This is a genomic window from Stenotrophomonas sp. G4 (assembly GCF_003428825.1).
Classification (GTDB): domain Bacteria; phylum Pseudomonadota; class Gammaproteobacteria; order Xanthomonadales; family Xanthomonadaceae; genus Stenotrophomonas; species Stenotrophomonas indicatrix.
Genome location: NZ_CP031741.1, coordinates 2,839,930 through 2,851,929, shown reverse-complemented (window position 1 = coordinate 2,851,929; position 12,000 = coordinate 2,839,930). Strand labels below are relative to the sequence as shown.

The 12,000-nt window shown below is 65.9% G+C and carries 12 protein-coding genes; 5 read left to right on the top strand and 7 right to left on the bottom strand.

Annotated features, from left to right (window positions below; translation table 11 throughout):
- Positions 1-579 precede the first annotated feature (579 nt).
- Positions 580-1,947 carry an adenylosuccinate lyase gene (gene purB, locus D0Y85_RS13205; RefSeq protein ID WP_117310790.1) on the bottom strand — a complete coding sequence of 456 codons (1,368 nt, stop codon included), beginning with the start codon at positions 1,945-1,947 and terminating at the stop codon, positions 580-582.
- 289 nt (positions 1,948-2,236) lie between these two features.
- Here purB and D0Y85_RS13200 point away from each other — a divergent pair, with 289 nt between their 5' ends.
- Positions 2,237-3,676: a class II fumarate hydratase gene (locus D0Y85_RS13200; RefSeq protein ID WP_117310789.1), complete on the top strand. Its 1,440-nt coding sequence runs from the start codon at positions 2,237-2,239 to the stop codon at positions 3,674-3,676.
- A gap of 81 nt (positions 3,677-3,757) precedes the next feature.
- Here the strand turns inward: D0Y85_RS13200 and D0Y85_RS13195 are convergent, their stop codons facing one another.
- The 6 genes from D0Y85_RS13195 to D0Y85_RS13170 form a co-directional block, all read right to left on the bottom strand.
- Entirely contained in the window at positions 3,758-4,183 is a 426-nt protein-coding gene (locus D0Y85_RS13195; protein WP_093819044.1) for a hypothetical protein, read from the bottom strand.
- A 107-nt stretch (positions 4,184-4,290) separates the two neighbouring features.
- Positions 4,291-4,893, bottom strand: coding sequence for a DUF2884 family protein (locus D0Y85_RS13190; protein WP_117310788.1), 603 nt, complete (start codon positions 4,891-4,893; stop codon positions 4,291-4,293).
- 30 nt (positions 4,894-4,923) lie between these two features.
- On the bottom strand, positions 4,924-5,808 hold the full coding sequence (locus D0Y85_RS13185) for a DUF2807 domain-containing protein (RefSeq protein WP_117310787.1): 885 nt from the start codon (positions 5,806-5,808) through the stop codon (positions 4,924-4,926).
- Positions 5,809-5,831: 23 nt separating this feature from the next.
- On the bottom strand, positions 5,832-6,857 hold the full coding sequence (locus D0Y85_RS13180; protein ID WP_117310786.1) for a hypothetical protein: 1,026 nt from the start codon (positions 6,855-6,857) through the stop codon (positions 5,832-5,834).
- A complete protein-coding gene (locus tag D0Y85_RS13175; protein WP_032976317.1) occupies positions 6,854-7,744 on the bottom strand; it encodes an ABC transporter ATP-binding protein in 891 nt (296 codons plus the stop codon). The genes D0Y85_RS13180 and D0Y85_RS13175 overlap by 4 nt, the downstream gene beginning before the upstream one ends.
- Positions 7,744-8,103: a GntR family transcriptional regulator gene (locus tag D0Y85_RS13170; protein WP_012511573.1), complete on the bottom strand. Its 360-nt coding sequence runs from the start codon at positions 8,101-8,103 to the stop codon at positions 7,744-7,746. The genes D0Y85_RS13175 and D0Y85_RS13170 overlap by 1 nt, the downstream gene beginning before the upstream one ends.
- Before the next feature lie 621 nt (positions 8,104-8,724).
- Between D0Y85_RS13170 and D0Y85_RS13160 the strand changes: the two genes are divergently transcribed.
- The 4 genes from D0Y85_RS13160 to D0Y85_RS13145 all read left to right on the top strand — a co-directional run bounded on the left by D0Y85_RS13160 (position 8,725) and on the right by D0Y85_RS13145 (position 11,991).
- Positions 8,725-9,312, top strand: coding sequence for a glutathione peroxidase (locus tag D0Y85_RS13160; protein WP_025876823.1), 588 nt, complete (start codon positions 8,725-8,727; stop codon positions 9,310-9,312).
- A gap of 96 nt (positions 9,313-9,408) precedes the next feature.
- Positions 9,409-10,386, top strand: a complete 978-nt coding sequence (locus D0Y85_RS13155) for an FKBP-type peptidyl-prolyl cis-trans isomerase (RefSeq protein WP_117310785.1) — start codon at positions 9,409-9,411, stop codon at positions 10,384-10,386.
- A 23-nt stretch (positions 10,387-10,409) separates the two neighbouring features.
- Positions 10,410-11,759, top strand: a complete 1,350-nt coding sequence (locus D0Y85_RS13150; protein ID WP_117310784.1) for a UDP-glucose/GDP-mannose dehydrogenase family protein — start codon at positions 10,410-10,412, stop codon at positions 11,757-11,759.
- The gene (locus D0Y85_RS13145) at positions 11,752-11,991 is read left to right on the top strand and encodes a SlyX family protein (protein WP_025876828.1); all 240 of its coding nucleotides are present in this window, start codon (positions 11,752-11,754) and stop codon (positions 11,989-11,991) included. The genes D0Y85_RS13150 and D0Y85_RS13145 overlap by 8 nt, the downstream gene beginning before the upstream one ends.
- Positions 11,992-12,000 lie beyond the last annotated feature (9 nt).

Here is a 12,000-nt window from a genome sequence, read left to right as displayed (position 1 = left end):
CACGTGTGCTGGTTTGTCGCGGGGTCCGGCCAACGGCTGAGCCCCTCGTGGCGGGGGTCGAAAGCAAAAGCTGGGATTGGCCGGGCGGGTGGGCTGCGCGGGGGACGCAGCAAGTACGTCCCTGTAAGCTTGGCCGCGGCATCCATGCCGCGGACACCCCCGCGCAGCCCACCCGCCCGGCCTCTGACAGTTTCCCGCGTGGCCCGCCACGGAATGGAAGAAGAAAATCAAAGGCAACAGCGGGTCGCGCGCTGCGCTTGCTCCAACTGCCTTCGCCATAAAAAGAGGGACGCGGCGAAGCCGCGTCCCTCTCTCAATTCCGTCCCGACAACCCAACGCTCTTCGATCCGTCACCGGGAATCTGTCAGAGGTGGGGCGGGTTGGGTTCGCGGGACCGTTGGCGCCATGGATGGCGCCATCGAGCCCCAGGGACGGGTTTACGGCGTGTCCCGCGAACCCAACCCGCCCCGCCAAACACGGCAAAAACCCAGAGCCGCTTTTGACGTTGCTGTTGCTGTTGCCGTGGCAGTACAAGCCTGCCGCAGGCAGCGCCCGCGGCCGCCGCCGCAAGGAAAACCCTTAAATCTTCTTCGCCAGCGACTCGGCCAGGCCGGTGTAGCTGCCCGGGGTCATCTCCAGCAGGCGCTGCTTGGCATCGGCCGGCAGTTCCAGCCCCTGCACGAAGGTGCGCATCGACTCGGCCGTGATGCCCTGGCCACGGGTCAGCGCCTTCAGCTGCTCGTACGGGTTCGGCAGCCCATGGCGGCGCATCACCGTCTGCACGGCCTCGGCCAGCACTTCCCACGCCGCATCCAGATCGGCGTCCAGGCGCTGCGGGTTCACTTCCAGCTTGCCCAGGCCCTTGGCCAGCGAATCCAGCGCCACCTGGCTGTGACCGAACGCGGTGCCCAGCGCGCGCAGCACGGTGGAATCGGTCAGGTCACGCTGCCAGCGGCTGATCGGCAGCTTCGCGCTGAAATGCTCGAACAGCGCGTTGGCGATGCCGAAGTTGCCTTCGGCGTTCTCGAAATCGATCGGGTTGACCTTGTGCGGCATCGTCGACGAACCGACTTCGCCTTCCTTCAGGCGCTGCTTGAAGTAGCCCAGCGAGACGTAGCCCCAGATGTCGCGGGCCAGGTCGATCAGGATGATGTTGGCGCGGCGGGCGGCATCACCGATCTCGGCGATGTTGTCGTGCGGCTCGATCTGGGTGGTGTACGGGTTGAACACCAGGCCCAGCCCGGTCACGAAGCGCTCGGCGAAGGCCGGCCAGTCCACATCCGGGTAGCTGGCGATGTGCGCGTTGTAGTTGCCGACGGCGCCGTTGATCTTGCCGGTCAGTTCAACCGCGGCGATCTGCCGGCGCTGGCGCTCCAGGCGGGCGACCACGTTGGCCAGCTCCTTGCCCAGCGTAGTCGGCGAGGCGGTCTGGCCGTGGGTGCGCGACAGCATCGGCTGGCCGGCCTGGGCATGGGCCAGCGTGCGCAGTGCAGTGGCGATGCCGTCCAGGGTCGGCAGCAGCACCTCGCGACGGGCCTGTTCCAGCATCAGGCCGTAGCTGAGGTTGTTGATGTCTTCGCTGGTGCAGGCGAAATGCACGAACTCCAGCGCCGGCGCCAGCTCGGCATCGTCCTTCAGCTGTTCCTTGATGAAGTACTCCACCGCCTTGACGTCATGGTTGGTGGTGCGCTCGATCTCCTTCACGCGCGCGGCCTGGGCCGGGCTGAAGCCGCTGGCCAGTGCACGCAGGCGGACGATGGCAGCGTCGGAGAACGCGGCCAGCTCGACGATGCCCGGCTCGGCGGCCAGGGCCAGCAGCCACTCCACTTCGACCGTGACACGGGCCTTGATCAGGCCGTACTCGGAGAAGATCGGGCGCAGGGCGTCGACCTTGCCGGCATAGCGGCCATCGAGCGGGGACAGGGCGAGCAGGGCGTATTCGGACATGTCGGCAGGGCTGGGACGAGCGGCGGGGCCGATATTCTACGACGCGTGGCCTTCGCATGCTCGGTAGCGCCGGGCCATGCCCGGCCGATGGTGGCCGCGCTTCGCGCTCGCCGGGCGCGGCCCGGCGCTACCCGTTCAATCGGCCCTGCGGATGAAACGATCTGGCCCGTCCTCGCCATCCCACGCTGCGGACAAGGGAGTATCGTTGTCGCAGCCGCCAGCCCGGGAAGCGACACCCTGCCAGCCGCCGCTTTCCTTTCCCCAACTGAAGAAGTGCGGAGTTGATGCAATGAGCAAAGCTGCAAGCAAGAGTGCCCCCAAGGGATTCCGGATCGAGCACGACAGCATGGGCGAGCTGCAGGTGCCTGCCGACGCGCTGTGGGGCGCGCAGACCCAGCGCGCTGTACAGAATTTCCCGGTGTCGGGCCAGCGCATGCCGCGCGGCTTCATCCGTGCGCTGGGCCTGGTCAAGGGCGCTGCCGCCGGCGTCAATGCCGAGCTGGGCCATCTGCCGAAGACCGTGGCCAAGGCTATCCAGTCTGCCGCGGCTGAAGTGGCGGACGGCACGTGGGACGCGCAGTTCCCGATCGACGTCTACCAGACCGGCTCGGGTACGTCCTCGAACATGAATGCCAACGAGGTCATCGCCACCCTGGCCAATCGCGCCGGCAAGGCCGGCAAGACCACCGTGCACCCGAACGATCACGTCAACCAGGGGCAGAGCTCCAACGACGTGATTCCAACGGCGCTGCGCGTGTCGGCCGTGCTGGCCACCCATGAGCAGCTGCTGCCAGCGCTGGTGCACCTGCGCAGGACGCTGGACAAGAAGGGCCGCAGCCTGCGCAAGGTGGTCAAGACCGGCCGCACCCATCTGATGGATGCGATGCCGCTGACCTTCGAACAAGAATTCGGTGCATGGTCGGCGCAGCTGGCCTCGGCCCAGGAGCGCATCGAGGACAGCCTCAAGCGCGTGCGCCGCCTGCCGCTCGGCGGTACCGCCATCGGCACCGGCATCAATGCCGACCCGCGCTTTGGTGCACAGGTTGCCAAGGCGCTGAAGCAGCAGACCGGCTTCAAGTTCGACAGCGCCGAGAACAAGTTCGAAGGGCTGGCCGCGCAGGACGATGCGGTGGAACTGTCGGGCCAGCTCAATGCGCTGGCGGTAGCCCTGATCAAGATCGCCAACGACCTGCGCTGGATGAACGCCGGCCCGCTGGCGGGCCTGGGCGAGATCGAACTGCCGGCACTGCAGCCGGGGTCCTCGATCATGCCGGGCAAGGTCAATCCGGTGATCCCGGAGGCGACGGTGATGGCCTGCGCGCAGGTGATCGGCCACCACACGGCGATCACCGTGGCCGGCCAGACCGGCAACTTCCAGCTCAACGTCACGCTGCCGCTGATCACGGTGAACCTGCTCGATGGCATCGGCCTGCTGGCCAATGTGTCGACCCTGCTGGCCGACAGCGCCATTGCCGGCCTGAAGGTGCGCGAGGACCGTGTAGCCGAGGCGCTGGCGCGCAATCCGATCCTGGTGACCGCGCTGAACCCGATCATCGGTTACGAGAAGGCCGCAGCGATTGCCAAGCGCGCCTACAAGGAGCAGCGCCCGGTGCTGGACGTGGCGCTGGAAGACAGCGGCCTGGCCGAAGCCGAGCTGCGCCGCCTGCTGGATCCGGCCGCGTTGACGGCCGGCGGCATCCAGGCCGGTGGCGGTGGTGCCGGCGGCTGATCGAACGGTGTGCGGGCCGAGGTCCGCAGCCACCACAGGCGAGAAAGAAGAACGCCGCCCGGAAGGGCGGCGTTGTTCGTTTCAGCGACGGTCGGCGACGATGTTGCCGAAGGTCTCGGTGTAATCCTTGAACTCGGGAATGGTCTGCACCAGGTCCGGCGGAATCACCTGCATGCCCTCCGGCGGCACGATCTTCACCGGCTGCATGTCGGGGTCGGCCGGTGCGGCCACCAGCGTGTTCTGGCGCAGCACCTGCAGCTTGCCGAACATCGTCTGCAGCATCTGCTTCTGTTCGGCGTTGAGCGGGATCAGGATCTCGTCGATCTTCATCTGCCCGTCGGGCAGGATGATGATGTTCGGTGCCGGCTGGCGGCGAACGGTCACGATGCTCTCGCTGACGGATATCTTGGGTTTGCCACGCTCGGCGCGGTGGTTGCGGTAGTCCTGGTCACAGCCGACCAGGCCCAGGCAGAGCAGGGCGGCCAGCAGCAGAAACAGCTTTTTCATGGCGGTTCGATGAAGTGCATCCGGGGCTGCCATTGTAAGCCCGCCGGGGCGCAGCGGCCGGCAACGCAGGTGCGCGGCCGGCCGGGTGCGCTGATCTGTCACAGGGGTCAGCGGTTGACGACGGTGTCCTTGCCGCAGTCGTCCACATCGCTCTGGTCCATCGTGGCGTAGGGCTTGAACGCCGGCAGCGAGGCAGCCAGGGCCTGCTGGCTGGCCAGCATGGCCGGCATGCGGTCGCAGATGCGCTTGGCCTGCGCTTCGATCTTGGCGGCCTCGGCGTTGATCCGTTTCTCGATGCCTTCGCTGTCACCGCTGAAGATGCCCTTCAGTGCTTCACCGGCAGCGTTGGCGCCGAGCTTGGCACCTGCCAGGCCGACATCCATGCCGTCCATCGCCACCGCCACCACGTGGCCACGGTAATCAAGCAGCTGGCGACGCTGGCCATCGTCCAGCGCCACCGGCTTGCCACCGATCAGCAGCTGTCCCTGCGGGGTGATCTCCGCGCGGGGCTGGTTGTCGGCCGAGATCTTGATGTTGCCTTCGGCAATTTCCCTGCGGGCGTCATCCATCGCCTCCTTGACGGTCTGGCCGACGCTGTCCGCGGTCTCGGCCACCGCCTTGCCGGCGGTCTTGTCGGGGCTGGACGTGTCGCCACAGGCGATCAGCGGCAGGCACAGCAGGGCAGCAGGCAGCAGACGCAGCAGACTCATGGCATTCCCCTCGGATCGGATGGTTGGACGTTACTTGCCGCGCGGCAGGGTGATGGTGCCGGACACGTTGCGATGCTGGACATCGCCGCTGCCGCTGTGCTCGACGATGAGGTTGCCGCGCACGCCGTCGACATCGATGTCGCCCGAGCCGTGGCTGCGTACGCGGACATTGCCGCCGACCTGCTCGATATCGACGTTGCCGGAGCCGACCACGCCGACCTCGACGTTGCCCTGCACCTGCTTGAAGCCGATGTCGCCCGAACCGACGGTATCCAGTCGTGCGTTGCCACGCACATCGGTCACCTTCAGGTCACCGGAGCCAACGGTGCCGACGCTGGCATCACCGCCGATGTTGCGGGCGTTGACGTCGCCCGAACCCAGCGAGAGCAGGTTGAATGACGCGGCGCCATCAACGTCCAGGTCGCCCGAACCCACGGCGGCGTGCACGCTGCCACGGGTGCCGCGGGCGATGCCATCACCGGAGCCCACGTCCATGCTCAGTGACTGCGCGTTCTCGATGCTGCCATCGCCCGAGCCGATCTTGAACTGCAGCGGCAGGTTGTCCGGCACGCTGCCACGGATGTCCAGCCAGGCGTAGCTGTTACCCATCGACAGCGCGTCGCGGCTGTCGCGGCGCAGGCTCACCACCAGCTTGTCGCCCACGCGGCGCTGGTCCAGCACCAGCTGGTCCAGCCAGTCCTTGTTGGACGCGCACGCGCGGCCTTCGAGCTGGCCGCCACCGGCGCTGGCGACCACTTTCAGGTCGTGCTGGTTGATCTCGAACACCACCGCTTTGGCACCGGCCGCGTCGATCTTCAACGCGCGCGGCGCGGAGAACTTGCAGTTCGGTGCATCGGCGGCCAGCGCCGACAGCGGCAACAGCAACAGTGCAGTACAGGCGATCAAGGAACGCATGGGTGGTGCCTCCAGGTTGACGATCAGATTTCGCCAGCGCGCTTGCGCAGGCGGATGGCGATGAAGATGAAGGCCACGCCGAAGGCCGCGCCGATCCACAGGTCGGGCATCGCCAGCGACTTCAGCTGGGCGGCGGGCGCCATCAGCGCCACGATCGAGTCCAGATCCTGCCTGGATTCGCCGCCACCGGCGCGGTACAGCAGGTCCATTCCCGGCATCGCACCCAGCAGCAGACGGCCGACGATGTGTTGCCAGAACCAGCCGGTGGTCAGGTCGAACGGGTGCATCAGCTTGGTGGTGCTGACGATGATGCCGGCGAACAGCGGCAGCATCACCGCCCACAGGAACGGCTTGCTCCGTGCCCAGGCCGAGCACAGCAGCAGCCAGCCGGCGGTGGGCAGCGCCCACAGGGCGTACACCGGAATGGATACGAACATGCCCATGACCAGGCTCATCGGATTGGCAGGGCCCACGATCAGCTGCATCGCATCGCCGCCGTGGGAGACCACCACCAGGCACAGTATCAGCATGAAAACGAGCAGGGTCAGGCTGGACGCGATGATGGCGATGAGCGGTGCGACGATCAGTGCACTGAGTACCTTGGACAGCACGGTCTGGGTGTCCGACAGCGGCAGCGACTTCCAGAACAGGATGCTGCGGTCGCGGCGATCGTCATACAGGGCGCCCAGGCAGTAGAAGAACACCACGAAGGCCAGCACGATCAGCGGCCAGGACGAGGTCAGTACCATCGCCAGGTCCAGGCCGTTGCCCAGGTCGGCCATGTCCTTGGCGCTGATGTCGCGGGTCAGCACGGCCAGATCCAGGCCGTTGATGTTCACGCTCTCGCCGTCAATGTGCAGGCCGCCGTCGCGCGCGGCACGATGCAGGGCGAACAGGCCCAGGGCGATGCCGATGCCGCTCATCAGCAGCGAGACGATGCCGGCGATCACCGGGGCGTACAGGAAACCACCGCGGTTTTCCCAGTATTCGCGCTTGAGCAGCCAGCGCAGGGTGCCTGCGGGACTGACAGGATGGTTGACGGCATTCATGCGTAGGTCCCCTTCATGACAGCGACGAACAGATCGGCAAGGCCGGCGTTGCGGGTTTCACCCAGGCTGGCCAGCTGGCTGCGTGGCACCCCGTCGAACAGCAGGACGGTCTTGCCGAAGGCCTGGCTGCGCTCGTCGATGGGCTTCAGTGCGCGGGCGGTTTCAAGCTGGTCGGCCCCGACCAGCAGTTCGGTATAGCGGTCGCCGACTTCGTCCATTTCCGCATTGAGGACGATGCGACCATCGCGGATGAACATCACGTCGGTGAGGATGTGCTCGATCTCTTCCACCTGGTGGGTGGTGACGATGATCGTCTTCTGCTCGTCGAAGTAGTCTTCCAGCAGGCGCTGGTAGAACTCCTTGCGGTACAGGATGTCCAGGCCGAGCGTGGGTTCGTCCAGCACCAGCACCTTGGCGTCGATGGCCATCACCAGGGCCAGGTGCAGCTGCACGATCATGCCCTTGGACAGTTCACGCACGCGCTGCTTCGGCTGCAGCTTGGTGTTGGCCAGGAAGCGTTCGCAACGGGCGCGATCGAAGCGGGGGTGCACGCCGGCGACGAAGTCGATGGCCTCACGCACCTTCAGCCAGCGCGGCAGCACGGCGACATCGGCGATGAAGCAGATGTCGTTCATCAGATCGTCGCGGTGCACGCGCGGGTCGCGGCCGAGCACGCTCAGCTCGCCTTCCACCGAGGTCAGGCCGAGCACCGCCTTCAGCGCGGTGGTCTTGCCGGCACCATTGGGGCCGATCAGGCCGATGATGCGGCCTGCCGGAATGGAGAAGCTGGCGTTGTCGAGCGCGAGCGTGTTCTTGTAAGCCTTGCGAAGGCCACGGGCGGTAATGACAGCGTCGCTTGGCACAGCGGTAGTGGGACTGGCATTCATCAGAATTTCCCCTGGGGCAACAATTCGTCGAGACTCAGGCCCAGTCGCTGGATGCGTTCCAGTACGGCCGGCCATTCTTCATTGAGGAAGCGTTCGCGCTCGCTGCTGCGCAGCTGCGTGGCCGCCTGTTCGGTCATGAACATGCCCAGCCCGCGGCGCTTCTCGACCAGGCCTTCGTCGGCCAGCTCCTGGTAGGCGCGCGAAACGGTGATGGGGTTGAGCTGGTAATCGGCGGCCACCTGGCGCACCGAAGGAAGGGCATCGCCCGGCTTGAGGATTCCGTCAAGCATCATGGCGATCACGCGTTCCTTCAGCTGGCGGTAGATGGGAGCGCCGTCGCTCCACTGGATGTCGCTCATATTCAGCTCCGTGGGGTCAGCGGCTGTGCGAACGAGAAATACGGCATGGACAGGGAGCTGTGCAGCCGACGCGGGGGGAGGGGGAGGGAGCGGCATTCCCTGCCGTGGGTGCTGCTGCGTCCTGCGTACTGTCTTCGGAGAGGGTGGGGGGGACGCGGCCGGCGGTGCCGGCATGGCCAGCCAGACCAGTACGAACAGGGTTGATACCGCGGTGACCGCGGGGGCGGCAAGGCTGCGACGCATCCGGCTGTTCATGGTTCCCCCTGTCTCAGGTGACTGGTGTTGTATGCAACTATAACACCGGCACGCCTGTGTGCAAGTCCTGCCCCCACCCAACTGATGGCAGGGGTGGTCACAGCACCGCAATATTCGTTCAACCGCTTGATATGCATCGAAAATGAGAAACTGCGGAGGCGCGTTTTCAGTCGGCCTCCCATTCAGTCATGTCCATGCTATGTCATCAGCAGCGGGCTGGGATGCGCGGCAGACTGCTTCCGCCACGCCGTGCAAAGCGCGACAACGCATGCGCTCCAGAGACGTGCAGACCCCGGTGCTATAGTTCGGCCGATTCCCGGCCGGTCACGGCCGGACCCCTGGAATGGCTACCGCGGACCGTCTCCCATGCCTTTGTCGACTGCCTCCTCGCGCCGCCTTCGCGGCCTGTCCCTGTTGACCCTGCTGGCCGCGGGCCTGGCCACGTCGGCCGCCGCTTCGGCCGCCGATCTGCTGGATCTGTCGTACCGGCCGCTGGCGGGCAAGCAGCAGGTCAACCTGCAGCAGCGTTACCACGGGCAGGTGCTGCTGGTGGTCAATACGGCAAGCAAGTGCGGCTATACCCCGCAGTACGAGGGTCTGGAAGCGCTGCAGAAGCAGTACGCCGGCAAGGGGTTTGCCGTGCTCGGCTTCCCGTCCAACGATTTCAAGGGGCAGGAGCCCGGTGATGAAAAGCAGATTCAGGATTTCTGCACGCTTACCTATGGTGTGAAGTTCCCGATGTTCGAAAAGGTGCACGTGACCGGCGCGCAGGCCACGCCGCTGTATCAGCGCTTGACCGCCGCCACCGGCGTGGCGCCGGCCTGGAATTTCCACAAGTATCTGGTCGGACGCGATGGCACGGTCATTGCCCAGTTCGCCAGCAAGGTCACCCCGGATGATCCGCAGCTGAAAGCGGCCATCGACAAGGCGCTGGCGGCACCGGCCGCACATTGAATGCCGGCACGGATGCCTCGACATCGACGGCATGCGTGCGACAATACGTGTTTTCGCGCCGACGTCGGCGTCCAGTCACTTCCAGGAATGCAGCGAATGAAAATGGGAATGCGCGGCGCCGCGGCGTCGGTTCTGATTCTGGCGATGGGCACCTCCGGTGTTGCCCTGTCGCAACAACCGGCCGCTTCCCCGGCCGCCAAGGAGACCGCACCCTTGAATTCCCCCAAGCAGAAACTCGGCTACGCCATTGGTCTGGATGTGGCCAAGTCGTTCGCGCCGATCGCCGATGAAATCGATGCGGCCGCGCTGCGCACTGCCGTGGAACGTTCCTTCGAAGGCCTGCAGCCGCAGATCACCCAGGAACAGGCCAAGGCGACCGATGCCGCCCTGCGCCAGGTGGTGATGGCCCGTAGCGGCCAGCAGGTGCCGGGCGTCGCGCCGGGCTCGCAGCCGGCGAAGGTCGACCGGGTCAAGGTCGCGCAGATGATCGGCGCCTATTCGGTGGGCCCGTCGCTGGCACAGCTGAAGGACGATATCGATACCGCCTCGCTGTTTGACGCGATCAACACTGGCCTGAGCAAGGGCCAGCCGAAGATGACCGAAGCCGATGCCACTGCCACCATCCAGTCGTTCATGGGTGCCAAGCAGGCCGAGATGCAGGCCAAGGCCGCACAGGCAGCGCAGACCAACCGTCAGGAAGGCAATGCGTTCCTGGCCAGGAACAAGACCCAGCCGGGTGTGGTGACCACCCCGTCGGGCCTGCAGTACCAGGTGATCCGTCCGGGCAGTGGCGAGCGTCCGCTGCCGACCAGCAAGGTGCGCGTGAACTACGAAGGCAAGCTGCTCAACGGCACGGTGTTCGACAGTTCCGCTGGCCGTGGTCCGGCCGAATTCGGTCTGGACCAGGTCATCAAGGGCTGGACCGAGGGCGTGGCCCTGATGCCGGTCGGCTCCAAGTACCGCTTCTGGATCCCGGGTGAACTGGCATACGGCGAGAACGGCACCCCGGGTGGTCCGATCGGTCCGAATGCCACCCTGACCTTCGACGTCGAGTTGCTGGGCGTTCTGCCGTAAGCCACCACGGAGTCAGCACGGATATGCGCGTTGCGATTTTTGGTACCGGCTACGTAGGTCTGGTGACCGGCACCTGCCTGGCCGACGTCGGCCACCAGGTGGTCTGCGTCGATATCGACCAGGCCAAGGTGGATGGCCTCAACCGGGGCATCATCCCGATCTACGAGCCCGGCCTGGAGCCGATGGTGAAGGCCAACCACGCCGCGTCGCGGCTGGTGTTCACCACCGACGCGGCGACCGCCATCGGCCAAGGCCAGGTGGTGTTCATCGCCGTGGGCACGCCGCCGGACGAGGATGGCAGCGCCGATCTGCAGTACGTGCTGGCCGTGGCCCGCACCATCGGTCGGCACATCTCGGTGCCGACCGTGGTGGTCAACAAGTCGACGGTGCCGGTGGGCACCGCCGACAAGGTGCGTGCGGCCATTGCCGAAGAGCTGGCGGCGCGTGGGGCGGATATCGCCTTCGATGTGGTGTCCAACCCTGAATTCCTGAAGGAAGGCGACGCCGTTGCCGACTGCATGCGGCCAGACCGCATCATCATCGGTGCGACCAATGCCGAGTCGGTCGCAGTGATGCGACGCCTGTACGCGCCGTTCAACCGCAACCACGACCGCGTGGTGGAGATGGACGTGCGTTCGGCCGAGCTGACCAAATACGCCGCCAATGCAATGCTGGCAACCAAGATTTCGTTCATGAATGAAATCGCCAACATCGCCGAACGCGTGGGCGCCGACGTCGAGCAGGTCCGCCAGGGCATCGGTTCGGACCCGCGTATCGGCTGGCACTTCATCTACCCGGGTGCCGGTTACGGCGGTTCGTGTTTCCCCAAGGATGTGCAGGCACTGGCCCGCACCGCGCAGCAGGCCGGCCTCGAGCCGAAGCTGCTGAACGCGGTGGAGGCGGTCAATGAATCGCAGAAGGGGCATCTGTTCGCGCTGATCCAGCGCCACTACGACAAGGGCGAAGACGAAGGCGTGCGCGGCAGAACGTTCGCCGTGTGGGGCCTGGCGTTCAAGCCGAACACCGACGACATGCGCGAGGCCTCCAGCCGCCGCCTGCTGGCCCAGTTGTGGGAAGCCGGTGCGACAGTGCGCGCGTACGATCCGGAGGCGATGCATGAATCGCGGCGGATCTTCGGCGAGCGCGATGATCTGGTGTTCTGTGACAGCGCCGACGATGCGCTGCAGGGGGCCGATGCACTGGTCGTGGTGACCGAGTGGAAGCAGTTCCGCAGCCCCGATTTCCAGATGCTGCGCGAGCGGCTGAAGGATGCGGTGGTGTTCGACGGCCGCAATCTGTACGAGCCTGCCGAAGTCGAGGCCGCCGGCCTCGCGTATTACGGCATTGGCCGGGGGCGTTCGCTGCATGTCTGAAGTACCGACCGAACGTGAGCAGGCGCTGGAAGCGCGCCTGGTCGAGCTGGAGATGCGCGTGTCCTTCCAGGAGCACGCGCTGGCCGAACTGAGCGATGCACTTGCAGACGCGCGCATGGAAGGCAGCCGCAATGCCGGCATCCTGCGCGTGCTGCTGGAAGACCTGGGCAAGGTCCGCAATGCATTGAATTCTTCTGATCCGGCGAGCGAACCGCCGCCGCCGCACTACTGATCCATATCC

What these genes read in the sequence shown, in the direction of transcription:
- purB (WP_117310790.1), bottom strand. Translation starts at nt 1,947, where the DNA reads ATGTCCGAATACGCCCTGCTCGCCCTGTCCCCGCTCGATGGCCGCTAT.
- D0Y85_RS13200 (WP_117310789.1), top strand. Translation starts at nt 2,237, where the DNA reads ATGAGCAAAGCTGCAAGCAAGAGTGCCCCCAAGGGATTCCGGATCGAG.
- D0Y85_RS13195 (WP_093819044.1), bottom strand. Translation starts at nt 4,183, where the DNA reads ATGAAAAAGCTGTTTCTGCTGCTGGCCGCCCTGCTCTGCCTGGGCCTG.
- D0Y85_RS13190 (WP_117310788.1), bottom strand. Translation starts at nt 4,893, where the DNA reads ATGAGTCTGCTGCGTCTGCTGCCTGCTGCCCTGCTGTGCCTGCCGCTG.
- D0Y85_RS13185 (WP_117310787.1), bottom strand. Translation starts at nt 5,808, where the DNA reads ATGCGTTCCTTGATCGCCTGTACTGCACTGTTGCTGTTGCCGCTGTCG.
- D0Y85_RS13180 (WP_117310786.1), bottom strand. Translation starts at nt 6,857, where the DNA reads ATGAATGCCGTCAACCATCCTGTCAGTCCCGCAGGCACCCTGCGCTGG.
- D0Y85_RS13175 (WP_032976317.1), bottom strand. Translation starts at nt 7,744, where the DNA reads ATGAATGCCAGTCCCACTACCGCTGTGCCAAGCGACGCTGTCATTACC.
- D0Y85_RS13170 (WP_012511573.1), bottom strand. Translation starts at nt 8,103, where the DNA reads ATGAGCGACATCCAGTGGAGCGACGGCGCTCCCATCTACCGCCAGCTG.
- D0Y85_RS13160 (WP_025876823.1), top strand. Translation starts at nt 8,725, where the DNA reads ATGCCTTTGTCGACTGCCTCCTCGCGCCGCCTTCGCGGCCTGTCCCTG.
- D0Y85_RS13155 (WP_117310785.1), top strand. Translation starts at nt 9,409, where the DNA reads ATGAAAATGGGAATGCGCGGCGCCGCGGCGTCGGTTCTGATTCTGGCG.
- D0Y85_RS13150 (WP_117310784.1), top strand. Translation starts at nt 10,410, where the DNA reads ATGCGCGTTGCGATTTTTGGTACCGGCTACGTAGGTCTGGTGACCGGC.
- D0Y85_RS13145 (WP_025876828.1), top strand. Translation starts at nt 11,752, where the DNA reads ATGTCTGAAGTACCGACCGAACGTGAGCAGGCGCTGGAAGCGCGCCTG.